The sequence below is a fragment of the Comamonas fluminis genome (assembly GCF_019186805.1).
Classification (GTDB): Bacteria; Pseudomonadota; Gammaproteobacteria; order Burkholderiales; family Burkholderiaceae_C; genus Comamonas; species Comamonas fluminis.
Map to the genome: position 1 here is coordinate 3,238,383 of NZ_CP066783.1, position 26,222 is coordinate 3,264,604.

The 26,222-nt window shown below is 60.4% G+C and carries 21 protein-coding genes; 9 read left to right on the forward strand and 12 right to left on the reverse strand.

The features are described 5' to 3' along the window. Window positions 1-82: 82 nt before the first annotated feature. Window positions 83-451, reverse strand: a complete 369-nt coding sequence (locus JDW18_RS15080) for a hypothetical protein (protein WP_246609955.1) — start codon at window positions 449-451, stop codon at window positions 83-85. Window positions 452-616: 165 nt separating this feature from the next. On the opposite strand from JDW18_RS15080, the gene JDW18_RS15085 reads away from it, so the two are divergent. From JDW18_RS15085 to JDW18_RS15100, 4 genes are all read left to right on the forward strand, one after another. Then, window positions 617-2,434: a glutamine--tRNA ligase/YqeY domain fusion protein gene (locus JDW18_RS15085; RefSeq protein ID WP_218240217.1), complete on the forward strand. Its 1,818-nt coding sequence runs from the start codon at window positions 617-619 to the stop codon at window positions 2,432-2,434. A 330-nt stretch (window positions 2,435-2,764) separates the two neighbouring features. Beyond that, entirely contained in the window at window positions 2,765-4,168 is a 1,404-nt protein-coding gene (locus tag JDW18_RS15090; protein ID WP_218240218.1) for a YdgA family protein, read from the forward strand. 250 nt (window positions 4,169-4,418) lie between these two features. Continuing rightward, window positions 4,419-6,308, forward strand: coding sequence for a DUF3300 domain-containing protein (locus JDW18_RS15095; RefSeq protein WP_218240219.1), 1,890 nt, complete (start codon window positions 4,419-4,421; stop codon window positions 6,306-6,308). Between the two features lie 63 nt (window positions 6,309-6,371). Then, window positions 6,372-7,016 carry an FMN-binding negative transcriptional regulator gene (locus tag JDW18_RS15100; RefSeq protein ID WP_218240220.1) on the forward strand — a complete coding sequence of 215 codons (645 nt, stop codon included), beginning with the start codon at window positions 6,372-6,374 and terminating at the stop codon, window positions 7,014-7,016. An 89-nt stretch (window positions 7,017-7,105) separates the two neighbouring features. On the opposite strand, the gene JDW18_RS15105 is transcribed toward JDW18_RS15100, so the two are convergent. The 4 genes from JDW18_RS15105 to JDW18_RS15120 form a co-directional block, all read right to left on the reverse strand. Beyond that, window positions 7,106-7,885, reverse strand: coding sequence for a helix-turn-helix transcriptional regulator (locus JDW18_RS15105; protein ID WP_218240221.1), 780 nt, complete (start codon window positions 7,883-7,885; stop codon window positions 7,106-7,108). Window positions 7,886-7,973: 88 nt separating this feature from the next. Further along, complete coding sequence (locus JDW18_RS15110) at window positions 7,974-8,189, reverse strand: DUF2783 domain-containing protein (protein WP_218240222.1); 216 nt, start codon at window positions 8,187-8,189, stop codon at window positions 7,974-7,976. After that, window positions 8,186-9,829 (reverse strand): FAD-dependent monooxygenase, encoded by a 1,644-nt coding sequence (locus tag JDW18_RS15115; RefSeq protein WP_218240223.1) that lies wholly within the window; start codon window positions 9,827-9,829, stop codon window positions 8,186-8,188. Before JDW18_RS15115 ends, JDW18_RS15110 begins: the two co-directional genes overlap by 4 nt. A 5-nt stretch (window positions 9,830-9,834) precedes the next feature. Further along, window positions 9,835-10,794: an MBL fold metallo-hydrolase gene (locus JDW18_RS15120; protein WP_218240224.1), complete on the reverse strand. Its 960-nt coding sequence runs from the start codon at window positions 10,792-10,794 to the stop codon at window positions 9,835-9,837. A 241-nt stretch (window positions 10,795-11,035) separates the two neighbouring features. Between JDW18_RS15120 and JDW18_RS15125 the strand changes: the two genes are divergently transcribed. Next, entirely contained in the window at window positions 11,036-11,887 is an 852-nt protein-coding gene (locus JDW18_RS15125) for a M23 family metallopeptidase (protein ID WP_218240225.1), read from the forward strand. A 115-nt stretch (window positions 11,888-12,002) separates the two neighbouring features. Here the strand turns inward: JDW18_RS15125 and JDW18_RS15130 are convergent, their stop codons facing one another. Next, window positions 12,003-12,509, reverse strand: coding sequence for a DUF2242 domain-containing protein (locus tag JDW18_RS15130; protein WP_425514807.1), 507 nt, complete (start codon window positions 12,507-12,509; stop codon window positions 12,003-12,005). Between the two features lie 360 nt (window positions 12,510-12,869). On the opposite strand from JDW18_RS15130, the gene JDW18_RS15135 reads away from it, so the two are divergent. Beyond that, window positions 12,870-13,691 carry an META and DUF4377 domain-containing protein gene (locus JDW18_RS15135; RefSeq protein WP_218240227.1) on the forward strand — a complete coding sequence of 274 codons (822 nt, stop codon included), beginning with the start codon at window positions 12,870-12,872 and terminating at the stop codon, window positions 13,689-13,691. Between the two features lie 454 nt (window positions 13,692-14,145). Here the strand turns inward: JDW18_RS15135 and JDW18_RS15140 are convergent, their stop codons facing one another. After that, entirely contained in the window at window positions 14,146-14,493 is a 348-nt protein-coding gene (locus JDW18_RS15140) for a MoaF-related domain-containing protein (RefSeq protein WP_218240228.1), read from the reverse strand. 380 nt (window positions 14,494-14,873) lie between these two features. Here JDW18_RS15140 and JDW18_RS15145 point away from each other — a divergent pair, with 380 nt between their 5' ends. Further along, on the forward strand, window positions 14,874-16,085 hold the full coding sequence (locus tag JDW18_RS15145) for an MFS transporter (RefSeq protein WP_246610568.1): 1,212 nt from the start codon (window positions 14,874-14,876) through the stop codon (window positions 16,083-16,085). Between the two features lie 100 nt (window positions 16,086-16,185). On the opposite strand, the gene JDW18_RS15150 is transcribed toward JDW18_RS15145, so the two are convergent. Beyond that, window positions 16,186-17,181, reverse strand: a complete 996-nt coding sequence (locus JDW18_RS15150) for a diaminopimelate dehydrogenase (RefSeq protein WP_218240229.1) — start codon at window positions 17,179-17,181, stop codon at window positions 16,186-16,188. 78 nt (window positions 17,182-17,259) lie between these two features. Then, window positions 17,260-18,153 carry an EamA family transporter RarD gene (gene rarD / locus JDW18_RS15155; RefSeq protein ID WP_218240230.1) on the reverse strand — a complete coding sequence of 298 codons (894 nt, stop codon included), beginning with the start codon at window positions 18,151-18,153 and terminating at the stop codon, window positions 17,260-17,262. A 247-nt stretch (window positions 18,154-18,400) separates the two neighbouring features. On the opposite strand from rarD, the gene JDW18_RS15160 reads away from it, so the two are divergent. Then, a complete protein-coding gene (locus tag JDW18_RS15160; RefSeq protein ID WP_218240231.1) occupies window positions 18,401-19,168 on the forward strand; it encodes a pseudouridine synthase in 768 nt (255 codons plus the stop codon). A gap of 1 nt (window position 19,169) precedes the next feature. Here the strand turns inward: JDW18_RS15160 and JDW18_RS15165 are convergent, their stop codons facing one another. Beyond that, window positions 19,170-21,179, reverse strand: a complete 2,010-nt coding sequence (locus tag JDW18_RS15165) for a S8 family serine peptidase (RefSeq protein ID WP_218240232.1) — start codon at window positions 21,177-21,179, stop codon at window positions 19,170-19,172. 111 nt (window positions 21,180-21,290) lie between these two features. Continuing rightward, the gene (locus tag JDW18_RS15170; RefSeq protein ID WP_218240233.1) at window positions 21,291-22,310 is read right to left on the reverse strand and encodes a DHH family phosphoesterase; all 1,020 of its coding nucleotides are present in this window, start codon (window positions 22,308-22,310) and stop codon (window positions 21,291-21,293) included. A gap of 303 nt (window positions 22,311-22,613) precedes the next feature. Here JDW18_RS15170 and JDW18_RS15175 point away from each other — a divergent pair, with 303 nt between their 5' ends. After that, a complete protein-coding gene (locus tag JDW18_RS15175; protein WP_218240234.1) occupies window positions 22,614-23,813 on the forward strand; it encodes a M20 aminoacylase family protein in 1,200 nt (399 codons plus the stop codon). Between the two features lie 73 nt (window positions 23,814-23,886). On the opposite strand, the gene JDW18_RS15180 is transcribed toward JDW18_RS15175, so the two are convergent. Continuing rightward, entirely contained in the window at window positions 23,887-26,157 is a 2,271-nt protein-coding gene (locus JDW18_RS15180) for a putative bifunctional diguanylate cyclase/phosphodiesterase (RefSeq protein ID WP_218240235.1), read from the reverse strand. Window positions 26,158-26,222: the final 65 nt, after the last annotated feature.

A 26,222-nucleotide genomic window follows, 5' to 3' on the forward strand; every position in this document is an offset into this window, starting at 1 on the left:
GGGCGCAGGCATAAAAAAACGGCTGCCGAAGCAGCCGCGCACTTAAATTTTCACAACACAGAGCCTGATCCCGGCTCAGGCCTCAGCGGCGGTGGCCGTAACCATGGCCATGACCGTGGCGATAGCCGTGACCATGCCAGCGCGGGCCGCCACCGTAGTAGCCGTAGCCCGGTGCCACATACACGGGTGCAGGGCGGTAAATGGGGCGAGGTTCGTAATAAACCGGTGCGGGAGGTGCGTAGTACACGGGACGGGGAGGCGCCACATACACGGGAGGGGGAGGCATGTACACAGGGGCCGGTGTACCTACCACAACGCCTGGCACACCCACGCCGATGGACAGGCTCACACCACCATGGGCCTGTGCGGACACGGCTGCCATCAAACCAGCGGCGGCCACCGCAGCGGCAGCCAGAAACTTTGTCATCTTGGGGGAAGTTGTCTTGAACATCACAATCTCCTCTTTCTCATTGAACGGACAGGCCTGCCAAAGCATGCAAAACCTGCGGCCCTGCCTATACAACGCATGAGAATACGATTTGGATGTCAAGGTTCCTCAAAAACATTGTGTCCGCAGGTAAATGCGAGGTCATGAGGCTCGTCCTAAAATGGCGCGATGAGCTCTGCTGACGCATCCAAATCCAATAACGCTGCCCCCGAGGCAGTCAAGCCCACCAACTTCCTGCGCCAGATCATCGAATCTGATCTGGAAAAGGGTACGCATTCCCAGCGCCGCTGGGGCGGCACCCCTGGCGACGCCCAGCATCACAAGCAGGGCCAGCCCGATCCCGCCAAGATCCGCACCCGCTTTCCCCCAGAGCCCAATGGCTATCTGCACGTAGGTCACGCCAAGAGCATTTGCGTGAACTTCGGTCTGGCGCGCGACTTTGCCGGCACCTGCCACCTGCGCTTTGACGACACCAACCCCGTCAAGGAAGACCAGGAGTACGTGGACGCCATCATTGAAGCCGTGCGCTGGCTGGGCTTTGACTGGAAAGATGCAGACGGGCACGAAAACCTTTACTTCGCCAGCAATTACTTCGACTTCATGTACCGCGCCGCCGTGTACCTGATCGAACAAGGTCTGGCCTATGTGGACGAGCAATCTGCTGACGACATGAAGGCCAACCGTGGCGACTTCACCCGTCCCGGCGTGAACAGCCCCTTCCGCGATCGCTCTGTGGCCGAGAACCTGCAGCGCTTTGCCGACATGAAGGACGGCAAGCTCGAAGACGGCGCTGCCGTGCTGCGTGCCAAGATCGACATGAGCGCGCCCAATATCAATTTGCGCGACCCTGCTATCTACCGCGTGCGCCATGCAGAGCACCACAACACAGGTGACAAGTGGTGCATCTACCCGATGTACACCTTTGCGCACCCCATTGAAGATGCGCTGGAGCACATCACCCACTCCTTGTGCACCCTGGAGTTTGAAGACCAGCGCCCCTTCTACGACTGGCTGCTGGACCACCTGCGCGAGGGCGGCCTGATCGATGCGCCCCAGCCTCGTCAGTATGAGTTCGCCCGCCTGAACCTGACCTATGTGGTCACCAGCAAGCGCAAGCTCAAGCATCTGGTGGACAGCGGCCTGCTGAGCGGCTGGGACGACCCCCGCATGCCCACCATCTTCGGCCTGCGCCGCCGCGGCTACACGCCCGCATCGATCCGTAACTTCTGCGAACGCATTGGCGTGACCAAGGATTACAGCTGGATTGACTACGGCACGCTGGACGGCTGCCTGCGAGAAGACCTGGAAAATCAGGCCCATCGCGCCATGGTGGTGCTGGATCCCATCAAGCTCGAACTCACCAACTGGGCCGAAGTGTTTGGCAGCGCCGATCATCTGGAAGCCTGCTCTCTGCCCGCCTTGCCTCACCATGCAGAAGGTGAAGTGGTGCCAGAGCGCCACTTCACACTGGGCCGCGAAGTCTGGATCGAGCGCGAAGACTTTGCCGAAGTGCCGCCCAAGGGCTACAAGCGCCTGTTCCCCGGCAACAAGGTGCGCCTCAAGGGCGGCTACGTGATTGAGTGCACCGGTGCCGAAAAAGATGCCGATGGCAATGTGACCAAGGTGCTGGCCACCGTGGTGCCAGACACCAAGAGCGGCACCCCGGGCGCCGACAGCGTCAAGGTCAAGGCTGCCATCACCTGGGTGGGTGCAGTTGATGGCGTAGAGGCTGAAGTGCGCCTGTACGACCGTCTGTTCACCGATGCCCAGCCCGATGCCGGTGGCAAGGACTATCTGGCCCTGATGAATCCGGACAGCCTGAAAGTGATCACCGCCTATGTGGAGCCATCGCTCAAGGCGGCCCAGCGCGACGACAAGTTCCAGTTCGAGCGCTTTGGCTACTTTGTGGCCGATCGCAAGGACCACAGTGCCGAAAAGCCGGTGTTCAACAAAATCACGGGCCTCAAGGACAGCTGGGGCAAGTAAGCTGCCCCACCGCTGACTCCAGCCCCAAGGCTGCCCTTTTCACAAGGGCAGCCTTTTTTCTTGGCCGTTCATTCCTGATGTCATCAAGATGCCCCGCTTTGGCATCACAACAGAGCCAGGGCCTCTGCGAACTTGCCACAGATGCCCCCAAAGCGCTGGGCAGTATCGCCTTGCACCGCCTGGAGTTGCATCAGCCGCTACTTTTGAAGGACAAAGAGCCGTCCAGCATCAAAAAGCGTGATTCGACTCGTTTTCTTTCTACAATTGATCGTAAAGAATCGCTATCGAACGTTATTTATCAACTGTTTTATTCAATATTCAAGGGACACAATGAGCAAGAAAGTGGGCATCGGTATTGCGGCAGTGGTCGTCGTCGTGGCGGCAGGCGCCATGGGCACCAGCTATTACATGGGTGGCAAGCTGGAGCAGGAGTTCACCAGCAACATTCCCAAGCTGGAGATGCAGGGCGTATCCGTCAAGGTCGTCAGCTATGAGCGCGGTGCTTTCTCGTCCACCGCCAAGACCAGCTGGACCATTGAAGGCACGGATGAGCCTACACAGTTCACCGCTGAACACAAAATCTCGCACGGCCCCCTGCCCATGGGGCATGCTGCTCAGATTCACACCAGCTTCCAGCTGCCAGACAATGCCGATGAGGGGCTCAAGACCGCGCTCAATGGGCGCTCGCCACTGGAAATTGACACCAAGCTTGGCTGGAGCCGCAGCAGCTCCAACGTCATGACGTCGCCCGCCATCACCGCCCGCATCAAGAACAGTGATATGAACTGGGGCGGCATGAAGGCCGAGTGGGATATGCCCGCCGGAATGAAGGGCGCCAAGGGCACTGCCAATTTCGCCGCCCTGCACTTCAAGGATGAAGAAGGCAGCGCGGGTATGGACAAGGCCGTCATGCGCTTTGATATCAAGCAGCCTGAAGGCCAGAAGTTCTGGATTGGCCCATTCGCCATGACCATTGACAAGGTCACAGCCCTCAAAAAGGAAGAAGAAGGCAAGACCTCGGCCTCCAGCTTTGAAGGCATCAGCATGGACAGCGACACCAAGCTCAGCGGCGATGTGGTGGAGATGACGCTCAAAAGCGGCATCAAGAGCCTCAAGCTGGAAGACGCCAAAGCCGACGATCTGCTGCTGGATGTCAGCTTTCACAACATTGACTCAAACTGGGTCAACGATGTCATCGACATGAGCCGCCGCAAATCTGCCGAACCTGCGGAAGGCGAAAGCGACGAGGCTGAAGACAGCCTGTCCGACCTGCGCACCAGGCTGATGCAGAACCTGCCCCAGGCGCTGGCCCGCAAGCCATCCATGGAAATCAACCGCATTTCCATGCGTACCAACGATGGCGTCAGCGAGTTTGGAGCCTCTCTGGCCTATATCGGCGACGGCCAGAACAGGCGTAATCTGCTGGAAGACATCAAGCTCAGCTTCAAGGCGGATGTGCCATCCAAGGCACTGGACACCTTCCTGATCTCCCGCAAGAAAAGCGCCATGCTGGCGCTCTTCGAGGACGACAGCGACTACAAGCCTGAAGAAATCGCAGCAGCTGCCAAGGAGCAGGCACAGGCCAGCGTGCATGCCCTGAAGGAACAAGGCATTTTGGTGGAAAAAGACGGCAAGCTGAACACGCAGATCGTTTATACCAACGGTGAAATTCAGGTCAACGGCAAGACGCTGGATGCAGACGGCACAGCGGTGCTGATGAGCGAAGCCCTTTAATCAAGGAAGAAAGGAGATGAGCGTGACATTCATACTGGCTGTGGTGGTCGTGGTCGCCATCGTGGTGTGGCTCATCATGCGCTGAGTCCTCTCACCCACCTTTCTTACTCTTTCGCACTCAAGCCCAGGTAACGCCTGGGCTTTTTGCTATCAAAAGCAGTGTTTCATTACTCAGCTTTTGCTTACAAACTCCTGTCAACAACAAGCACATGATGGCGTTGAAAAGAACATACGGTTCCAGGAGAGTTTCATGTCTCATCCATACGCCAGCCGCAGCAGCCATCGCACACAGTCCTGGCCCATTGCTGCAATTGCCTGTGCAGCGCTGCTGTCTCTGAGCGCCTGCAATGACAAGGACAGCCCCAAAGCCAGCGATGCAGCGCCACCGCCAGCCAACGCAGCCGCAGACACATTGCCTGCCCCTGTGGCCCAGCCTGTTGCATACAGCCCGCCTTCCGCCGATGTGCTCTACCAGATGGTGGCGCCGATTGCCCTGTACCCCGACAAGCTGATTGCCCAGATACTGGCCGGTGCAACCTACCCCGATCAGGTCACCGCTGCTGAAGCCTGGCTGGGACAGAACCCCGCGCTGCCCAAGACTGCCATGGTCAACGCCATCAATGCTCAGAGCTGGGATCCCTCCATCAAATCGCTGACCCAGTTCCCCAATGTTCTGGAACAGATGGCATCCAACCTGCCGTGGACCAAGGCACTGGGCAAGGCGTACTACAACGACCCCGCAGATGTGCTCAACGCCATCCAGGTCATGCGCAACCGCGCGTACAAGGCTGGCTCGCTCAAAAGCTCAAAGCAGCTCAACGTCAAGGCCAGCAGCACGCCAAGCCAGATCAATTACGCCCCCGCTGACGCCATGGTCACGCCCATCCCGCAGGCCGTGATTGCGCCGCCCACGCAGTACATCGAAATTGCCCCGCCAGACATGAACGCGGTTTACGTGCCCCAGTACAACCCCGCTGTCGTCTATGGGCAACCCCTGCCTGTCTACCATGGCTACAGCTATATGTCCGCCCCGCCGGTAGTGGGCGTAGGTGTGCCTATTGCCGCGGGCGTACTGGGCTTTGGCGCCGGAATTTTGCTGGCCCAGGCAACCGAACGTCACCCCTCCTGGGGCTGGCATTCCTGGGATATGCACTGGGGTGATGGCGAGCGTCGTGAATGGCGCCCCGGCACGCCTCCGCCGCCCCCCATGGCCCGACCTGCCGTGGTTTACAACCAGCAAACCTATATCTCGCAGTCACGCACCGTGGTGCAGAACATTCAGCGCACAGACAACGTACGGGTCACCAACGTCTATAACAACAGCCCACGCGATGCGGGTGCACCGACTGGCGGCATGCCTGCGCAAATTATGGGCGCCGAGCCCCATCACGGACTGCCACCGGCCGCCGTGGCAGCAGGTATTGCAGGAGCAGGCATTGCCGCTGCCACTGTGGCGGGCCCCCACCGAGGTGACCCTGCCCAGAACCACCGCCCCGATGCCAATCCGGGTATGCGCCCTGCGCCCGCCGCCGCACCGCCCGAGATGCGTGCCATGCTGACGCAGCATCAGGCTGACGCCCAGCGGCAGCAACAGATGCAACAGGCACAGCAGGCACAACAACAGGCCCTGCAGCAACAGCATCGCCAGCAGCAAGCACAGATGCAGAGCCAGCAGCAGGCCCAGCGAGAAGCTGCGCAGCAACAGCGCCAGCAGCAACTGGCCCAGCAACAGCACGATGCCCAGCAGGCACAGATGCAGCAGCGTCAGCAACAAGCTCAACGAGACGCAGCACAGCAACAACGCCAGCAGCAAATGGCTCAGCAACAACAACGCGAGGCACAACAGGCGCAGATACAGCAACAAATGCAGCAGCGCCAGCAGCAAGCACAAAGAGAAGCCGCGCAGCAACAGGCGGCCCAGCAGCATCAAGAGCAACAGCGCCAGCAGGCGCAGATGCAGGCCCAGCAGCAAGCACAGCAAAATGCCCAGCGCCAGCAAATGCAGGCGCAAAGAGAAGCCGCACAGCAGCAGCGCCAGCAGCAAATGGCACAGATGCACGCTGCCCAGATGCAGCAGCGCCCTCAGGCCCATGCAGATGCACACCCCCATGGCGGACGCGAGGAACACCCGCATCGCTGATGCACACGCCCCAATCGCCATCCGGTTTAGCATGGGCGGTCAAGATGCTTTTTTCCACCGCTCATGTATCTGCCCAGTCACTTTGAAGTCAACGACCAGCCAGCCTTGCTCGCGCTGATACGCCAGCACCCGCTAGGCTGCCTGGTCATGCACACTCAGGAAGGACTGGACGCGAACCACCTGCCTTTCGAGCTATTGCAGCAAGACGATGGAAGCCTGCGCCTGCTGGCCCATGTGGCCCGTGCCAACCCGCTGTGGCAGCAACTGGCCAGTGGCGATCGGGTGCTGGTGATCTTCAAGGCGGCCGACGGCTATATCTCGCCCAACTGGTACCCCAGCAAGCACCAGACACATGAGCAGGTACCCACCTGGAATTACCAGGTGGTTCACGCCCATGGTCACATTCAGATACGGGACGACGAGAAGTTTGTGCGCGGCGTCATCGGGCGACTTACACGCACGCATGAAGCCCGTGCCAGCCAACTGCCTGGCAATGCTTTTGCGCCCTGGAAAATGAACGATGCGCCCGCGCCCTATCTGCAGAAAATGCTGGGCGCCATCGTGGGACTGGAGATTGAAGTTGAGCGTCTGGAAGGCAAGTTCAAGCTCAGCCAGAACAAGCAGGCCAGCGATCGTCAGGCATTGATGAACACGCTCGAATCCACGGGACAGCCTGCAATGGCTCAGGCCATGAAGAATTCAGATTGAAATTTAGATGAAAAATACTTGAAGCGCTTATCTATCAAACGCTTCAAGCTATCAATTCAGAACTTCATGCCCTGCCACAGGCACCGCATTTACTGCAGCAGCCCCGCCAGAAAATCGCTGGCCCGGTTGAAACGATAGCGCTCATAAGCGCGTTGCCTGTAGGTCAGCACCGTGGCGGGCTTGATGGAAAGCGCTGCCCCGATCTCCGCCGCACTCTCACCCAGCAGCGTCAGCGCCACAATGCTGCGCTCACGCTCGGTCAGCTGGGGAAAGCTGCGCTGCAATCGCTGCAGCAGTAGCTGCCTGGCATCTGTCGGCGCAGCCTGCACCGGGGCCATTGCCGGGGATGAATGGGCCTGCGCATGCAGATTCAGCGCCGCCATGGCCAGTTGCCCCAGTGACCAGAGCTGGCTGGCCGATTCGCCCTGTGCATGCAGGCCCCGGTAAAAGCTCAATACCATCAGCTTGCCGGGCTCGTGCCAGCCAAAGCTGACCTTGTCCAGAAACCCTGGTTGATCAAAACACAGCTCGCGGTATTCGCCCTTGGGAATATCGGCGGCGCGCACACGGCGGCTAAAGCCCAGAGCCTTGCCTGGGTGGGCACCGGCCAGCAGCGGATCTTTGGCATGAAAGCGGCGCGCATATTCACCCGTGCGCTCGGCAATGCCTTTGCGCTCACCCGATGCCAGCAAGGTCTGCACATCGCCCTTGCCGGTATCAACCTGATAGGCAAAGACCTCGTCGATGCACTCAAACTGCCGCGCAGTCCCCAGCAATACGGTGGCGAAATGAGGGGTCGCAGCAGCTTCGATCAGCGCCTGCCCAAGGCTGGGGCTGAGCAAAGCGGGTTGAGAAGAGCTTGCGGCCATGGCTTGTCTCGCTGTGAGAAGAGAGGCAAGAATAGCGCATCAGCCCCAAACTGCTGCGAGGTGTTTCCCCCGTTTCTGGCGCACCAAGTCAGGCCGCAGAAGCCACACCAGTGCCCCTGCCCTGCGCCAGAGCGATGGCCTCCAGCACCACGGCGCTGCTGCCGATATGGTTGGACAGTGCCAGTATCAGCCGAGCGCAGACCTTGAGGCTTTGCGCCTCGTCCAGCCCCTCGTGCATCTGCAGCAGTTGCTGATACACATCATCGACATGGTCCAGATTGGGCTCGCGAATCAGTTGCGTCATTGCTGCACTCCTTTGGCGCGGGCCACGCTGGCCTGCACAGCGGCGGCAGACACCGGCGACTGCCAGCGCGCTGCCACATAGTGGTCGGGGCGAATCAGATACCCGCAGCCGCTTTGCAGCGCATAGCGCGACTGCAGCAAGCGGTGCTCACCCGGCCATTGGGCAATATCGATCAGATCGACATCGGCAGGCACGCTCTGCGTCCAGCCATTGGCCAGCAGCACAAACCGGCCTCCCAGATGCGGCAGCAGCCATGCTCCGTTTGCAGGAGCATCCAGCGCAGGCGAACCGGGCGCCACGCCCCCATTCCATAGCTGAGAATCCGGGGTATTGAGCCGGCTTTGCGGGTAGTGAACCGCGGTGGACAAGCGCCCCGAATTGACAAAGGGGCGCGCGAAGGCCTCGGTACTTGCCAGCTCCAGCACCGCATCGCGCAATGCCTTGCTGACCGTGGTCTTGGGCGTGAGAAAGTCGGTCGATCGTGTGGAGTTGAGGATGTTCTCATCCGCCGTGGCAATGGCCTCGTCGTTATAGCTCTCCAGCAGCGGCTCGCCCGCCTCGCCGCGCAAGACCAGATCCAGCTTCCAGCCCAGGTTGTCGATGTCGGCAAAGCCGCCATTGCAGCCCCGCGCGCCAAAGGGCGAGACCAGATGTGCACTGTCACCGGCAAACAGCACCCGGCCGTGAACAAAGCGCTTCATGCGGCGGCACTGGAAGGTATAGACGCTGTACCACTCTTCGCTGAACTGCACATCCGGGCCCAGCATGGCGCGCACATAGCGCTCCACATTTTCGGGCTGGGCAAAGGCCTGACGATCAATGCCCCAGCCCAGCTGAAAGTCCAGACGCCACACCCCATCGGGCTGACGGTGCATGAGCGCAGACTGACCGGGGTTGAACGGCGGATCAAACCAGAACCAGCGCTCTGCAGGGCGCTCCTGCTCCATGCGGATATCGGCAATGAGGAAGTTTTCCTCGAACACACGGCCATCAAAATCCAGGCCCATGAGGTTGCGCACTGCGGACTTATTGCCATCGCAGGCAATCAGCCAGTCCGTCTTGATCTCGTAATGCACATCCCCTGCGGCAATCTCCAGCTCGACATGGCCGGGCAGATTGCGCACGGACTCGATCTGCTGGCCCATGCGCAACTCCACATTGGGCAGACGCTCGACCGCGCGCAGCAAGGCGTCTTCCACGTAGTACTGCTGCAGATTGATGAAGCCGGGGTATTGCTGGTCCTTCACGGGCAGCATGTCGAACTGATAGACCGGCTCTTCGCTATTGCCCCAGAAGACCTTGCCCACATTCCAGGTCACGCCTTTTTCCAGCAGTTCCTGGCCCACGCCCAGCCTGTCAAGGATGTCCAGTGAGCGTTTGGAAAAGCAGATGGCCTTGGAGCCACCGGGAATGAAGTCAAACTTGCTGATCACCAGCACCTGGTGACCGCGCAGACCCAGATCCAGCGCCATGGCCAGACCTACGGGGCCAGCGCCCACCACAACCACCGGCACATGTTCTACAGCCCCGGCAGCGGGGGCTGCCTTGGCACCGATGTGACGCCAGACTGGCACGCCCCGGTGATGGGTGACGGGCTGCGGGGCCAATCCTGCACTGCTTGTGTTTGCTGTATTGGCCATGATGCTTACCCTTGCAGTTGCGCCCAGACGGCCTGATCACGCTCGGCCGTCCAGATGCGGGGCCAGTCAATGCCGTCAAACTCATCCCACAGGCGCTGCACATCAAACGGCAGGCAGTGCTCAAAAATGGGCCAGCGCCCAAACTTGGGCGCCAGCGCCTTGTGTGTGGCCTCAAACGCTTCCTTGAGCGTGCCGCCGCGCTTGTGCACCGCCCCCACGTTGTCGATCATGCCGTTGAGGAATGCGCGTGTCTGCTCGATGGCGGCATCGGTAGCCTCCGTGCCCTTGGCCACGGCGCCGCGGCCGCCCACGATGAACTCGGCACGGTACTTCTTCAGGTTATCCAGCGTCTTGCTGGCCCATTCCATGTGAAAGGCATCGCCCGTGTACAGCGCGGCCTCGGCCTCTACCAGGTCACCGGCAAACATAGTCTTGGTCTTGTCGTGCCAGACGATGATGTCGCCCGCCGTGTGACCACGGCCTTCAAAGCGCAGATCCAGCTTGCCGCGATTGCCGCCCAGATCAATTTCAAAATGGGTATCAAAGGTCTGGGTGGGCCATGTCAGGCCAGGAATGCCCTCAGGCTCCTTGAACAGGCGCGGCATGCGGCCGTATTCGCTGTCCCAGTCCTGCTTGCCGCGCTCCTCGATCAGCTTGCGCGTGGCTTCGCTGGTGATGATGTGCTCGGCATCAAACGCCGAGGCACCCAGCACGCGCACCGCGTGGTAGTGGGTCAGGATCAGATATTTGACGGGCTTTTGCGTGTGCTCGCGCAGCTTGACCAGCCAGTCACGCGCCGCCGCAGGGGTGGCCCTTGCCTCGACCGCGACGATGAAGTCTTCGCCTTCGAAGGCTCCCACATTGGGGTCGCCCTCGGCGGTAAGCGCATAAACGCCATCCGCCAGAATTTCCAGCGTTTCTTTTTTGACTGCCGTGTCGGCCGACGATGCAAAAGGCTTTGCCATGGTGTATTGCTCCTTGAATCCAGATGAAACGAATCAGCCAGCCGGTCTTGTTGCCAGACCTGTTCTTGATTCGCGACAAACCTAGTTTGGGCAAAGACGGCCCGGGTGTCTGTCCATAGATCTATGGACAAAATCGCTTTTCCTGCGCGGTCCCTGCTGCACGGTTCGTGCTATGGTTCCTGTATCAGCAAGCGCTTGATACACCTGCGCTTCGCAGCCTTTTTCACTGCAGGATTTTTGAATGAAAACAGCTTTTGACAGGCGCCATCTGCTGCAATGGATGACTCTGGCAGCCGGTGCCAGTGCACTGCCCTCCTGGGCGGCCAGACCTGCCGCCGATCCCTGGCCCGATGACAGCCGCGTGCCCGGCGGCATAGCACGCCTGTCGCTGGGCCCCGCCTCGGCACGCCCTACCCTCAGCTTCAACGATGCACCCGTACTGGTGCTGGGTGACATGATCGAGTGGACGGCCATCATCGGCATTCCCCTGTCCACCACGCCGGGCCAGTACCCATTGCAGGTGCAGGCCGACGGCCAGACACGCGAGAAATCCTTCACTGTCACCGACAAGAAGTATGTGGAGCAGAGCCTCAAGGTCTCGCCCAAGACCGTGGACCTTTCGCCCGAGGACAACGCCCGCTATGAACGCGAGGCCGCCCACCTCAAGACGGTAATGGCCACCCTGTCTCAGCCCCTGCCCATGACGTCCAGCCTGCGCATGCAGGTGCCCGTGCCGGGCCGTCGCTCCAGCAGCTTTGGCCTGCGCCGCGTCTTCAACGGCCAGTCCCGCAATCCTCACAGCGGCATGGACATTGCCTCCCCGACCGGCACCCCGGTCAAGGCGCCGCTGCCAGGCAAGGTGATTGACGTCGGCGAATATTTCTTCAACGGCGGCACCGTCTGGCTGGACCATGGCGGCGGCCTGCTCACCATGTACTGCCACCTGAGCCAGATGGACTGCAAGGTGGGCGACATGATTCAAGCCGGTCAGGCTTTCTGCAAGGTGGGCGCCACAGGCCGCGTCACCGGCCCGCACCTGCACTGGAGCGTGATGCTCAACCGCGCCATGGTGGACCCCGCGCTGTTCATCTGAGCACGATTCGCGCACACAAAAAAGCGGCACTCAATGCCGCTTTTGCTATGAATTTCAAAGTCCCTGCGCTTGCTCATCAAGCGCTGCGGGCTGATTTCCTTCAAACCCAACCCATTCAGGGTGTGTCCCTGTCCTGCTTCAGATAGCTCTCCACCAGCTCAAAAAAACTGTCGTAGAAACTGCGCACCGCAATGGTTTCACTGCCCACCTTGACCAGCGAATCATTGCTGGAAGAAAACGGCAGAGACAGCGACCCCAGAGCCCCTACGCCCACGCTGGCCGAGCTGGCACTTTTCTTGAGCGCGTAACGATCCTGCAAGGCCGTCGCAAAGCCCAGACTGACCTGGCCATCGCTGGTCTGCGGCACGCAAACCACGCGAAAGTTGATCTCCAGATTCGTCTCCATATTGGGCTGAAAGCTCTTGCGCCCCTCGATCAGCTCCTGCGTCTTGGACGTGGCGATATAGCCCTGGCTCAGCAGCGCCCTGCGTGCAGCCTCACAGGTCTGGGAAGGCGTGGCATCAAAGCCGCGCGAGAACGTGGAGCTGGAGTCGAACGTCTCCTGCATGACCACAGGGCTCGGGGCATGAGATGCGCATGCGCTCAACACCAGCGCCAGCATGCCCGCCAGCGCCAGACGCGGCGCTCTTCTTTCTGACATAGCCACTCCACTTGCGCGCACAAAACCTCCTTGAATGCTAACTTCACCAAGCGTAGCAGCTTGGCAAGCGGCCACTGGACCAACACCTGCAAGCCTACGTATTTTTTCGATCTTTACATGCCAGATAAAGTGAGGTTCTGCATAAGCTGACACTCTTTGCAGATCCTTGATATTCAGTGCCAGCTTCGTCGGTTATGGTTAGGTGTGCCCGAGTCCCGCTTGTAAGACCATGCAGACATCCGAGATGCTGCAGGGAACTGTTGGCAAGTCATGGACTCCTAAACCGCACAACTCTTTTTTATTCATCTTGAAGGAACACTTATGAAATCTCGCTGGACTTGGTGCCTCCCCCTCATCGCTTCCGTGACGCTGGCTGCCTGCGGCACCACTGGCGGTGGCGGCACCAGCAAGCCCGGCCCCAGTGGCCCTGCAGGAGATGCAAGCTCCCTGACCGCCTACCACTGGAAACTGCAGCAGGCGTTCACGCCCGCCGGTACCGAAGACCAGTCCTGGTTCGTGGATTCGACCCACGCACCGATCGAGCTGAACTTCATCGAGCAGCGCGCACTGGTCAAAAACCTGTGCAACACCATGTCTGCGGCTTACAGCGTGGAAGGCCAGCGCCTGAACCTGCAAAAGCCCATGAGCACGCTGATGGCCTGCAACAACAACCAGCTGATGATGCTGGAGCAAAAAGTGGCGCGCATTCTGCCCACCACCAAGCAATGGAATGTGCAACTGGGTGCAAGCACCAGCGAACAGCCTCGCCTGACCATTCAGTTCATTGACGGCACACGCTGGCAGCTGGAAGGCCGCCCCACCGCACAGACCAAGTATGGCGGCGCCCCCGAACGCATCTTTCTGGAAGTCGGCCCCCAGCGCAAGACATGCAGCGCAGGTGCAGGCCGTCAGGAATGCCTGCAAGTGCGTGAGTTGCGCTACGCAGACACGGGTGTGAAGACCTACACCGGTCAGTGGGAGAACTTCTACAGCGAAATTGAAGGCTACAAGCATGTGGCCGGAACCAGTAATATTCTGCGCATTGATCGCTACAAGCACCAGAACGTGCCCGCCGATGCATCCAGCTACGCCTATGTGCTGGACATGGTGATTGGCACCAGCATCGAGAGCCCTGGCAAATAAGCCTGTGGGTGCAAAAAATGAAGCCGACCCAAGGGTCGGCTTTTTTCATCTGTCACCAATGTTTCACGAACTTGGCATAGCGCATGAACAAGCGCTCTTACTGACACAGCATTCAGCAAATACCCTTTTCCGACAGCGACTTGCCTACACAAGAGAAGAAAAAAAGCTGCGATAGGCACTTTGTAAAGTTATACCCATCTGCTGTGGGCGGTCCTGTGGACAAGCGGCGCCAGCACCTCGCAAACCCGCATGAAACCTAGGGCGAGGTTCAACGATCAAAAAATATGCAGTGCATTGCTGCACTTGGTAATGTTTCACGGAATGATGTGAAGCAAAAAAAAGCCGGCACCTTTCGGATGCCGGCATAGAGGAGAGACACTGACCTAACACTCAAAACACAGGGTTACAGCAACTGCCTCCGGCCACCAAACCAGAGCAATTACCGAAATTCATATCAGCGCAGGCTGAAGCGACCTTCCACAAACATGGAAGATCGATGACCGGAATCACACTGCTCGTCTGCATAAGACCAGAAAGCCTGCACGGTTCCCTGCGAAGAGTCGATAACCTGGCTGACGGTAAAGCCGGTTTTTTCGATCCAGTTCAGGAAATGCAGATGGTCACTGAGCTGCAGATAGCTCAGGCGTTCGCAACCTTCAGAGACATGGCCTTGGGAATCCACCACGCGCCAGCGCATTTGTCCTTTTGCTGTGTAACGAACTTCAGCGCGGCTATCGGGGAATTCGATAACCGCTTCGCGACCCAGCAGCGTTCCGGCGTATTGCATGGAAAGCATGGACATGATGACGACTCCTTAGCGCTGCACTGTCTGTGCCAGCAAGATTTATTAATTAACTTGCAGCTATGGTGGCTTGCCACTGCAAACCAGCGTGTGGGAATGAACCGCATGCAACCGTCGGCAAACATTTTTTAACAAATAGGGTGTATGCAGCAGTGGCCGTCAGCGCCCGCCGCATTGCTGTCACTCTGGCCCTACAGCACAGATTCGATAGATCACTGATACTTGCAGCCTCTTCCGACCGCCATCACCGCTATCACTGCGCCCGTTCGCACTGCTTTGGCAAGCCCTGCTACGCAGCGAATCTGAATTCCACCGTGTCCAGCATCACCTCCAGACCTCCTTTGCGCGATAGCGCTTTCATCTCTTTCGTCCTGGCGCGCATGCTGGCCATGTTTGGCCAGCAGATGCAGGCGGTGGTGGTGGCCTGGCAGGTGTACGACATCACGCGCGACCCGCTATCTCTGGCCTATGTCGGCTTGGCCCAGTTTCTGCCCATGATGGGTCTGCTGATTCCGGCCGGTGATTTGAGCGACCGCATGAGCCGCAAGCGCCTGCTGGGCATGAGCTGGCTGCTGGCCACGGTGTGCTCTGGCCTGCTGTGGCTGCTGGCGGAAACCGGCGCTCACAATGTGCAGTGGATTTATGCGGTGCTGGTGCTGTTTGGCTGCAGCCGCGCCTTCAGCGGGCCTGCGCTGCAAAGCCTGCTGCCGCAGATTGTGGCCCGCGACCAGTTGGCCAAGGCGCTGGCCACCAACAGCATGCTGATGCGCATCTCTGCCATTGCCGCGCCTGTGCTGGGCGGCGTGCTGTATGCGCTGGGCGGCGGTGTGCTGACCTATGCCATCTGCGGGCTGGGCTTGCTGCTGGGCACGGCACTGCTGAGCCAGGTGCCCGTGCGTTTTGCCGATGTGAAGCAGCCTGCTGAGGACGATCAAAGCTCGATGTGGCAGCGCTTTGCCGAGGGCATTCACTTCATGCGCACGCGGCCCATCATTCTGGGCACGATTTCGCTGGATCTGTTTGCCGTGCTGCTGGGCGGTGTGGTGGCGCTGCTGCCCGTGTATGCGCACGAGGTGCTCAAGGTCGGGCCGCAGGGCCTGGGCCTGCTGCGTTCATCCATGGCGGTGGGCGAGGTCTGCATGGGCCTGTGGCTGGCGTCGCGCCCCATCAACCGCCATGTGGGCAAAGTGATGTTTGCCGCCGTGGCCGTGTTCGGTCTGGCGAATATGGTGTTTGCGCTGTCGCACTGGTTTGTGCTGTCCATGCTGGCACTGGCGCTGGCCGGTGCGGCCGATATGGTCAGCGTTTATATCCGCGGCGCGCTGGTGCAGTTTTCCACGCCCGACCATATGCGGGGCCGTGTGAATGCGGTGAATATGCTGTTCATCGGCTCATCCAATGAACTGGGCGAGTTTCGCGCGGGCAGCAGTGCATCGTGGTTTGGCGCAGTGCCTGCCGCCATTCTGGGCAGCCTGTGCACGCTGGGCGTGGTGGGCGGGTGGATGACGCTGTTCAAGCCACTGCGTGATGTGGACCGGCTGGAAGATGCGGCACGTGTGGGAACGGGCAAAAGCGAAGTCAGTAATTCCTGATTTGATAGCTTTCTGCGCTTGATAGATAAGCGCTGCAAGCCTGTTCGATACAAAAAAAGCCTCATCAATCGATGAGGCTTTTTGCATGAACGCTGCAGGTTTACAGCAGCTCTGCACGCAGCTCGGCTGCGCTCTTGGGCGACAGCATGCCGGGGGCCACGTCAAACACGGTCTTGCAGCCGAACTGACCGGCCTGGGCCATGCGGTGCACAGCGCGGGCATAGGCCACGAGCACGCTGGAGGTGAACTCGGGGTTGCTGTCCAGCTGCAGGCGGTATTCGATGACCTGCTTGTTCTCGGCACTGGTGTTGCCGCTGCGAATCACAAAACCGCCGTGGGGCATGGCGGCGTGGTCGCGGGCCAGTTCTTCGGCAGTGATGAAGTTCACCGTAGTGTCGTACTGGTCGAAGTAGTGGGGCATTTCCACAATGGTCTTGCGCACGGCTTCGGCGTCGGCACCGGCTTTCAGCACCACATGGCATTCACGCTTGTGCTTTTCGCGGGTGGACAGTTCGGGACGCACGCCAGAGCGCACCTTGTTGACGGCATCTTCCACCGGGATGGTGTACTGCACGCCACCGGCCACGCCTTCAACGCGGCGAATCGCGTCGGAGTGACCCTGGCTCAGGCCCTTGCCCCAGAAGGTGTAGGTAGCGCCGTCGGGCAGCAGGGCTTCGCCCATCACGCGGTTGATGGAGAACATGCCGGGGTCCCAGCCCGCCGAGATCAGCGCCGTGCACTGGCCACCCTGGGCCGCCTTGTCCACGTTGGCAAAGTGCTCGGGAATGCGGGCGTGCGTGTCAAAGCTGTCGATCAGGTTGAAGTGCGCTGCCAGCTCGGGGGCCTGCTTGGGCAGATCGTCCTTGGAGCCGCCACACAGAATCAGCACATCGACCTGGCCCTTGTGCGAGAGCAGGCTGTCCATGGCGTGCACGGGCGTGCCAGCGTGCAGGGGCGTGAGCTGGGAGGGATCGCGGCGTGTGTAAATCCCCGTCAGCTGCATATCGGGGTTCTTGGCGATAGCGGCTTCTACGCCACGGCCCAGATTACCGTAACCGACGATAGCAACTCGAATAGGGGATGAGGTCGATGCCATGACAAGCAATTCCTTCAAAAAGACAAAAAAGCAATTATTGCCGCCCGATGCACCAATACCGGGCAAATGCGCACCAATTCAGTGAATCCTCTTTGGCAAGCGCCCTCGCCATAAATGCCATAAGCCATCGCAGATCAGCAACCCCACCGCCGCGAAGATCAATCCATAAGTCAGCACTTGCTGCGGCGCAATACTTTCGCCCAGCAGCCAGGCCACCACCACCAAAAGCGCAGGCTCTACATAGGACAGCAGCCCAAACAGGCCCAGAGGCAACCAGCGGCTGGCAATCATGTACATGGCCAGTGCCACTGCGCTGACCACGCCCAGCACCACCAGCAGCACCCACAATTCAGAATGCCCCACCACCAGCGGCCAGCTGTTCGGTGCGCGCAGCGTGAAAGCAATCGCTGCAGGAACCAGCAAAGCCATATCCATCCAGTGGCCCGCCAGCGTGTCCGTCTTCATCCAGCGGCGCAGCGAGAAATACACCGTATAGCCCAGCGCCACCACCCAGGTCTCCCACGACATGCCACCGGCCTGCCAGAACTCATGACCCACGCCAGCCGCTGCCACCAGCGTGGCCAGGGTCTGGCCGGGTGTCAGCCTCTCGGCAAACCACAGCCGCCCTGCGACCACCATCACCAGCGGCAGCAGAAAATAGCCCAGCGACACCGGCAGCGCCCGCCCATTCATCGGCGCCCACATGAAAATCCATAGCTGCACGCCCAGCAGTGCGGCGCTCAGCAGCAGTTGCAGGCCAAACAGCGGCTGCCGCAGGGCACGCAGCAGCAAGGTGCGCACCGCTGCCGCTTCCTTGAGCGCAAACAGCAGGGCCGTGGTGAAAGGCAGTGTGACCAGCACGCGCCAGCCAAAGATCTGCTCACCATCCAGCGGAGCCAGAAATGGAGAGAGGTAATACAGGGAAGCGAACAGCACGGACGCCAGAACCGAAACAACAACGCCCTTGAACATCACGACTGAAATACCAATGAAAAAAGCCTCAGACGCTTATACATAAAGCGCAAGAAGCTATGAATAAAGAAGCATTGCAGCAGGCAAGCACCGCTGCAGACTGAAGCGACATTGTCCGTGAACGCCGCCTGATAAATGCCCGCTGCCACGCATGACAGCCCTGACCGCCAGGAATGCCCAGGCAGGCGCGCACAGGCGCCGCTGCTGGGGTAGAGTGCGCCTCGCCCTGCACCGCTCACCTTGCCCCATGACTGAAATCGCCCTGCCCGACCATCCCCCTTTGCACATCCTCTGGCAGGACGAACACCTGGTGGCCGTTTACAAACCCGCTGGCTGGCTGGTGCACCGCACGGGGCTGGATGCGCATGAAACCCGCTTTGTCATGCAGGCCCTGCGCGACCAGCTGGGTCGCCATGTCTGGCCTGTACACCGGCTGGACAAGGGCACTTGCGGCGTGCTGGTCATGGCCTTGCACAAGGAGGCGGCGCAAGCGCTGGCCGCCAGCTTTGCCGCGCATGAAACCCGCAAGGAATACCGGGCGCTGGTGCGTGGCTGGCTGCCTGATGAGATCGAGGTGGACCACGCACTCAAGCCCGACGATGCCCCGGAAGACGCCCCGGTGCAGGAAGCCCACACCACGCTGCGCTGCCTGGCGCGCCTGTCCTGGCCCGAGAGCTATGACGGCCGCCACCCCGAAACCCGTATCAGCCTGGTGCAGGCCCTGCCCACCACAGGCCGCAGGCACCAGATTCGCCGCCACTTGAAGCATGTAGCTCACCCCATCATTGGCGACGCCACACACGGCAAGGGGCCGCTGAACCGCTGGTGGGCCGGACGTCTGGGCCTGCAGCGGCTGTGGCTGCATGCCCAGTCGCTGGAGATTGCCCACCCCATGAGTGGCGAGCCGCTGCGCTTTGAGGCTGACTGGGCCGCCCTGCCCCACCTGCAGGAAGCGCAGGACTGGCTGCGGATTCTGGCGCTGCCAGGCTGGGCGCCTCTTTCACCAGCGCGCTGACTCACTGCGCAATGATGCGCGCCTGCACATTGAGCATGAGATTGCGGCCCTTGCGCCCTTTGGCCGGAGCCCCCAGACAGGCGCTGTTTTCACCCGCATTGCCCGGCAGGCGGCGCGGGTTGGAGACAACGGCAAACACCTTCCAGCGGCCCCTGGCGTTCTCGCCATAGAAGGCATGGCTGCCCAGCCCGTACTGTTCAAAATCGGCCTCGCCATAGCCCGCAAAATGATCGAGCGGCATTTTCAGCAGCGACATGGTGCCCGCAGGCGATTGCACGGCAATGCCCAGTGCGCCCAGGCAGATGTTCTTGCCATCGAGCCGAACCTGAAAGCTGTCCACCACTGCATCGCTCCCGTTCAGCTCGGCCAGCAGGCTGACTTGCTGGTAGTCAAACTGCTTCAGGCGTGCCAGCTGCACAAATTCTGGAATCTCTTGCACCGCACTTTTGCGCAGCGCTGGCTCAGCCTTGTAGCGCAGCGCCCATTGCACGGCTTTCTCGGCATCTGGCAGGCCAAAGCCGTACCAGTTGGCATAGGCATTGCCCGCTGCATTGGTCTGCCAGCCCAGCTCCAGCGGCACCGCCTGCGCGCCGGGGCGAATATCGCTCACGCGGCCTGAGCGCGGCAGCAGGCTGTTGCTGCGCAGGTCCAACAGCGCGTCATAGGGCTTGTCCAGCTTCTGGCTCACATCATTGCGCCTGCGCTTTTCATAGCCCTGGTCCACTGGGCGCGCAGACAGCCGCAGAATGTCGCGCACATCGCGCCAGCTCAGATCGGGATTGACGCCCAGCAACAGCGCCGCCAGCCCGCTGATGGTGGGCGCAGCCACCGATGTACCGTTCATATAGGAATAGTCGCAGCGGGCGTTATCCAGCACGCCAGCCTCGTTACGGCTCTCGCCGCGCATAAAGGCTGTCGGCGCACCAGCGGCTGCGGGGCCTGCATCGCAGCCCGAAATATCGGTAGAAAACAGCGTGGGCCCATCCCCCGTTTTACCCTGCGCAATATCCTGTGCAGACAAGCCTGAGCTTTCGCCATAGCCGCCATGCAGGCCGCTCTCGCCACCCAGGCCTGTAACCCAGATGACCGAGCCTGCACTGCTGTAGCTGCTGGCCTGTCCCTTGGCATTGAGCGCTGCGGTAACGATGGCATTGGGCTCCAGCGACTGGGCATCATTGGCCGGATTGGTGCAGTCGTAATAGCCTGTGAGCGCACCGCAGAGGTTGATTTTGTCCAGGTCATCAAAGGCATTGCCCGCCGCCTTGACAAAGACCGCCCCTTTGCCGCCCCGCAAGGTTTTGAGGTGCCGCAGCCCCCGCACTTTGACATTGCGTGCGGGGTCGTAATTCTCCGTCTCGTGAATGATGCCGAATGAGGCGTTAATCACATCGGCCTGCGCAGACCATGGCGTGCCACCATAGGCCTGGCGGATGTTTTCCTCGGACTGCACCGCTGCATCCTGCAGTACCAGTGCCACGCCACCAACACGCGCCAGTGGCGCGATGCCCATCATGCCTTTGCCGTTCTGCGCGGCCGCAATAATGCCTGCCACATTGCTGCCATGGGCCTGCTTGTCTGCCGTCAGCATGGGGTTGGGGTCATGGCTGCCGGTGACGAAATTCCACGACATGCCCAGATCAGCGTTGGCCGCCAGGTCTTCATGGGCCAGATCCACGCCGCTGTCTATCACCAGCACCTTCACGCCCTGGCCTTTGAAACCCATGCGGTGCACGGGCGCGACATTCAGGTCATAACCGCCGCCGTAGGCCCCGGCGTCGGAATGCGTCTGGAAATAGCTGTGGGCGTAATCCAGACTCCATTGAAAGCGGTAAAGCGGCTCGGTCTCGCCGGACTGGCAGGCATAAGGGCCCGTTTCCGCGCAATTGCCCGCCACCGCCAAAGTGGCCTGGGTCGGCACAGCCACCGTGCTGCAAGCCTGCAGCGCCAGCAATGCCAGCGCGCAGACCGGAGCCACCACCGCGCGAAACCCAAGCGAGCCGTAGTTTTTCATGATCTTGAACGAACAAAACGCCCGAACTGAATGTTCAAGGCGTTTTGTATCAAACCGCTCCCAAGCGATTATTTCAAGTGCGCGAGGTGCTCACTTTTTTGAAGAATCTGCTCAGGCAGATTTGGGCGTGGCGCGAATCCACTTGCCTTCTTCATCAAACTGCAGGCTGGGCGCGGCCACAAATTCATACTGACCTTCGGGGTCCGCCCTGAGCTCACCCTGCAGCAACTCCACCAGTCGCTCATTGGGCATCTTGAAGCCGCAAGCCTGGGCGTGGCCACCGCCGCCAAAGCTCTCGGCCAGCGGAATGCAGTTGAACTCCGAGCGCGAACGCAGGCCCACCTTGGTGCCCTTGTGATTGGCATGCCACATCAGCGCAAAACTGCCGCTCTGGCGCGCCAGCAGGTCGCCCACCTGGCTGTGGAACATGCCGGGGCAGTTGACCATCAGGCCCTGCTTGCCGTTGAAGACCAGCACCTGCGCGCCATCAGCAATGTCTGCACACAGCTTCTGGAACTTCTCATCCATGGCACCGCCACGGGCCATGTAAACGCCTTCCTGCTCGGGCGTGAAGGCGGCGATTTCGGCCCAGCGTTCAAAGCTGCGCACAGGCTCCATGTCCAGCGCTGCCAGGAAGGCCGCACTTTCAGGGAACTCCCATTTCCAGATATCGCGGTCTTCGATGTAGCGAATCAGGCCAGGCACGGGCTTGTCGGACTGGAAAAACTCCCAGGCCAGACGGGCGCCAGACTTGTGCATATCGAAGTGCACCACACCGCACTGGCACTGGTAGCCGCTGAGCTTTTCAGCCGCGCTCTTGTGGTGGTCCAGCACCACGAGCTTGGCCACGCGTGATTCGATCTCGGCCATCAGCGCGGGCTCGAAAGCAAAGTCCAGCACATAGACGGCACGGCCTGCCAGATCGCCCAGGTCGTCAGCGCTCAGAATTTCGCCATGGTCCAGCCCGCGAAACTCGGCCTGACCTTCGTAGAACAGCCAAGCCGCCAGTGCAGCGCCGTAGCCATCAGGGCAGCGGCGGCCGTGATAGAGGATCAGCGGATTGGGATCATTGCGGTCGGGGCGCACCAGCAGTTGCTGGAACAAAGAAGGTTTGGCGTTCTGTGCGGTCATAGCCTCCTATTCTCGCTTTTTGCGGCGGCGCCCGAAGTCACGTGGGCATTGAGAGAGGCCTCCACCCAGAAATATGCGCGTAGAGATGCCTTCCGCACCTAAAAACCCAGCGGTGAGTCACCGCTTGCTTGCAAACGAGTTAGCACAAGCACTGAAATCCCTGATTTCGGTATCTACCTAATCGCATGTCAGCCGCATGCGCCTATGATGGGGGTCTTGCTATTGAAATGCTGCGGTCACCGGCAGGCCCGCAACGCTTGCCTGCCACGACAGTTTCAGCGCTGGGTGCTCCGCGGCCCCTGTATGCGATCTACTCCCGACATCACTCCTCATCTCGGCACGCTGCTCAATTTCCGCCGCGACCTGCACGCCAACCCTGAGCTCAAATACGAAGAGCATCGCACTGGCGACAAGGTTGCCGCATACCTCACCGCCCTTGGCCTGACCGTTCACCGGGGCCTTGGCCAGACTGGCGTCGTCGCCAGCATCTACGGCAAGGGCCGCAGCAAGGACAACCCCGGCCGCAGCATCGGCATCCGCGCCGATATGGACGCCCTGCCCGTCACGGAAATCAATACCTTTGGCCACATCAGCCAGAACAAGGGTCGCATGCATGCCTGCGGCCACGATGGTCACACCACCATGCTGCTGGGCGCGGCCACCACACTGGCCCAGCACCCCGACTTTGACGGCACAGTGCACCTGATCTTCCAGCCCGGCGAAGAAGGCGGCGCTGGTGCCAAGGCCATGATGGACGACGGCCTGTTCGAGAAATTTCCCTGTGAAGCCGTGTTTGCACTGCACAACTGGCCATCGCTGCCAGCCGGTCAGATGGCCGTGCGCGTGGGGCCCATCATGGCGTCCACCCTGCGCTTTCAGATCAAGGTTATCGGCAAGGGTGGCCATGCCGCCATGCCTCACACCACGCTGGACCCGATTCCCGTGGCCTGCGCCATCGTCAGCCAGTTGCAGACGCTGGTTTCGCGCAGCACCGACCCACTGGATTCCGCCGTGCTGACCGTGGGCAAGATCACCAGTGGCACCGTCGAAAACATCATCCCCGATGAAGCCATCATTGCAGGCACCGTGCGCACCCTGAAAAAGGAAACGCGCGAGATGTTTGTGGAAGGCATCAAGCGCATCAGCAGCCATGTGGCGGCTGCGCACCTGTGCAGCGCAGAATTCACGCTGCGCCCCGGCGCCTACCCCAACACCACCAACCATGCCCGCGAAGCCAAGTTCATGGCTGGCGTGATGCGCGAAGTTGTTGGCAATGACAATGCCTTTGACGACGTACTGCCCGCCATGACCGCTGAAGACTTTGGCTTCATGCTGGAAGCCGTTCCCGGCGCCTATGGCTGGATTGGTAACGGCCCCGCCAACGGTCAACCCGGTGTGAGCCTGCACAACCCGGCCTACGACTTCAACGATGACAACATCAGCCGCGGCTCCCGATTCTGGGACCTGCTGGCCCGCCGCTACTTCGAGCAGCCAGCCACATAAGCCCCCCGGCTGCTGCCCATGAAAAAAGCCCGCCTTCTTTGCAAGTGCGGGCTTTTTCATGGCGGCGGTCACATCAGTCTGAGGCGCTTGGCTGCTCGCCCAGCACCTCCTCCAGCCACTGCTGCTGCGGTATGGGCTTGCCCAGCAGCAAGCCCTGCAGCACGATATCAGGGCTCCACTGCATCAGCTGCTCAGCCTGCTCCTGCAGTTCAACGCCTTCTGCCACCACACGCAGCTTCAGCCGCTTGGCAATCAGCAGCATGGCTTCGACCATCACCGCATCGGTATCGGAACGGTGGCTACCGCGCACAAAGCTCTGATCGATCTTGAGCTCCTGAATCGGCAGGTGCTTCAGGCTGTACATGGAAGAGTAGCCCGTGCCAAAGTCATCCAGCGCAATCTCGATGCCCATGTCCCGCAGCTCCTGCACCAGATTACGCGCCGCGTTCATATCCCGCAGCACCACGCCTTCGGTGATCTCCAGCGTCAGTTGATGCGGGTTGGCGCCTGTCTCACGCAACACGTTCTTGAGCATGGGCATGAACTCCTCATGCCCGAACTGAATGGCGCTGATATTGACTGACAGGCGCAGGCCCCGATCGGCGAATGCAGGCTGGGCCAGCAGCACGCAGGACTGGCGCATCACCCATTCACCCAGACGCAGAATCAGCTCTGACTCTTCGGCAATCGGAATGAACTCCACAGGGCTGACCAGCCCCCACTGGGGATGCTGCCAGCGCACCAGCACCTCAGCCCCCACACAGTGACCACGGGCATCGGCCTGCGTCTGCAGAAACAGGCGCAGCTCACCCAGCGGAATCCCGTTGCGCAAATCCTTGGCAATACGCACGCGCTTGATCATGTCTTCCGCCATGCGCGGCTCGAACAGGCGCACGCTGCCGGGGCCGTTTTGCTTGGCGTCGTGCAGGGCCACACTGGCAAAGCGCAGCACATCGCTGTTGTCCTGCGCATCGGCGTCCGGCTCCATCACAGCACCGCCCATGCAGCAGCTGACGGATTCAGCCTCATTCCAGCCCAGCAGCGAAAAAGGCCGCTGCACGGCTTTTTTCAGTATGCGGGTGTAGTGGTTCAGCTGATCTTCTGCCCCGCTGATGCTGGCGTCCAGATTCTCAAAAAGAATAGCAAACTCCGCAGCAGCAATACGACCTACCCAGACATCCTCTGGCAAAACATCGACCAGGCGCGCACCAATGGCATGCACCAGTTCATCGCTGTGCTGCATGCCGTGCACATCGTTGAACAGGGAAAAACTGTCCATATCCAGCAGCAGCAAGCCGTGGCAGGCGCGCTGCTTGCTATGCGCCAGCGCTCGCAGATGCAGCGCCAGCGAATAACGGTTGGGCAGACCCGTCAGAGAATCCAGATACACCAGATCATGAATGCGGCGAGCCGCCAGCATGCGCTCTGACAGATCGCGCTTGAGTTCTACATAGTTGACGACTTCGCCCTGTGGCGTGCGAATGGGGGCCACGATCACAGACTCGCGCAGCGACGCGCCATCGCGGGTGCTGTTCGTCATCTCGCCGCTCCAGACTTCGCCGGACAGCAGTTGCTCCATCGCCTTTTGCCGGTTGGCGCCCGTCAGGCCCACGGTCGAGACGTTTTCCGTCAGCTGATCCAGCACCTCATCACGGGCATAGCCGGTACGCTTCAAAAAGGCTTCATTGACATAGACGATCTTCTGTTCTGGATCGGTGATGACAATACTTTCGGGGTGCTGCTCCACAGCGCGCTGAAACTTGCGCAGCTCGTGCTGACTGGCTTCCAGCGAAGCCAGCATGTCCAGACTTTTTTGCTCACGACGGCTGAGGCTGGCGCGGGCAATCAAAGTGCTGATCAGCGCCAGCCCCAGCATGCCCAGCACGTAGATCAGTGCCGTCAGCGGAAAAGATCGGCTTTCTGTGACGTTGAAGGTATCAAAGCCCCAGAGCCCCACCAGGGTGAGGGTGGACAGCAGCAGCATGCCCACCACCTGCGATGCCCCCAGCAGCCAGGCTGTGATGACCACCCAGACGGGAAAGGCAATCGTGGCTTTGCTGACCATGCCCCCGGAGGCCAGAATGGTGGCCACGACCAGTACCCAGTTCGTCCAGACAAAAAACAGCGAGGCCATCTGCCAGCGCCGAGCCTTGACCATCAGCCGCGTCACCAGGGCCACGGGCAGCAGCAAAAAGCACAAAACTGCCAGCGCCCAGGAAACCTTGGGGGACAGTAGTGCGGCGGCAGTCAGCACCAAACTCAGCCCGCTCATCCAGAGGCAGGCAAAGCGCAGCACATGCCGCATGGACTGGCGGTTTCTGAACTCTAGTAGATGACCCTGCATGCGAGGTTCGCACCTTTGGTGTTGCTGCCAAGCCTATATGCTAGCCGCAGTCAGGGCAGGAACTC

Bases quoted from the DNA above. Each gene is read 5' to 3' on its own strand.
- JDW18_RS15085 (WP_218240217.1), top strand. From the start codon at position 617: ATGAGCTCTGCTGACGCATCCAAATCCAATAACGCTGCCCCCGAGGCA.
- JDW18_RS15100 (WP_218240220.1), top strand. From the start codon at position 6,372: ATGTATCTGCCCAGTCACTTTGAAGTCAACGACCAGCCAGCCTTGCTC.
- JDW18_RS15165 (WP_218240232.1), bottom strand. From the start codon at position 21,179: ATGAAAAACTACGGCTCGCTTGGGTTTCGCGCGGTGGTGGCTCCGGTC.
- JDW18_RS15125 (WP_218240225.1), top strand. From the start codon at position 11,036: ATGAAAACAGCTTTTGACAGGCGCCATCTGCTGCAATGGATGACTCTG.
- JDW18_RS15150 (WP_218240229.1), bottom strand. From the start codon at position 17,181: ATGGCATCGACCTCATCCCCTATTCGAGTTGCTATCGTCGGTTACGGT.
- JDW18_RS15175 (WP_218240234.1), top strand. From the start codon at position 22,614: ATGCGATCTACTCCCGACATCACTCCTCATCTCGGCACGCTGCTCAAT.
- JDW18_RS15130 (WP_425514807.1), bottom strand. From the start codon at position 12,509: ATGCTGGCGCTGGTGTTGAGCGCATGCGCATCTCATGCCCCGAGCCCT.
- JDW18_RS15115 (WP_218240223.1), bottom strand. From the start codon at position 9,829: ATGGCCAATACAGCAAACACAAGCAGTGCAGGATTGGCCCCGCAGCCC.
- JDW18_RS15180 (WP_218240235.1), bottom strand. From the start codon at position 26,157: ATGCAGGGTCATCTACTAGAGTTCAGAAACCGCCAGTCCATGCGGCAT.
- JDW18_RS15080 (WP_246609955.1), bottom strand. From the start codon at position 451: ATGTTCAAGACAACTTCCCCCAAGATGACAAAGTTTCTGGCTGCCGCT.
- JDW18_RS15160 (WP_218240231.1), top strand. From the start codon at position 18,401: ATGACTGAAATCGCCCTGCCCGACCATCCCCCTTTGCACATCCTCTGG.
- JDW18_RS15135 (WP_218240227.1), top strand. From the start codon at position 12,870: ATGAAATCTCGCTGGACTTGGTGCCTCCCCCTCATCGCTTCCGTGACG.
- JDW18_RS15110 (WP_218240222.1), bottom strand. From the start codon at position 8,189: ATGACGCAACTGATTCGCGAGCCCAATCTGGACCATGTCGATGATGTG.
- JDW18_RS15140 (WP_218240228.1), bottom strand. From the start codon at position 14,493: ATGTCCATGCTTTCCATGCAATACGCCGGAACGCTGCTGGGTCGCGAA.
- JDW18_RS15095 (WP_218240219.1), top strand. From the start codon at position 4,419: ATGTCTCATCCATACGCCAGCCGCAGCAGCCATCGCACACAGTCCTGG.
- rarD (WP_218240230.1), bottom strand. From the start codon at position 18,153: ATGTTCAAGGGCGTTGTTGTTTCGGTTCTGGCGTCCGTGCTGTTCGCT.
- JDW18_RS15145 (WP_246610568.1), top strand. From the start codon at position 14,874: ATGCTGGCCATGTTTGGCCAGCAGATGCAGGCGGTGGTGGTGGCCTGG.
- JDW18_RS15090 (WP_218240218.1), top strand. From the start codon at position 2,765: ATGAGCAAGAAAGTGGGCATCGGTATTGCGGCAGTGGTCGTCGTCGTG.
- JDW18_RS15120 (WP_218240224.1), bottom strand. From the start codon at position 10,794: ATGGCAAAGCCTTTTGCATCGTCGGCCGACACGGCAGTCAAAAAAGAA.
- JDW18_RS15105 (WP_218240221.1), bottom strand. From the start codon at position 7,885: ATGGCCGCAAGCTCTTCTCAACCCGCTTTGCTCAGCCCCAGCCTTGGG.
- JDW18_RS15170 (WP_218240233.1), bottom strand. From the start codon at position 22,310: ATGACCGCACAGAACGCCAAACCTTCTTTGTTCCAGCAACTGCTGGTG.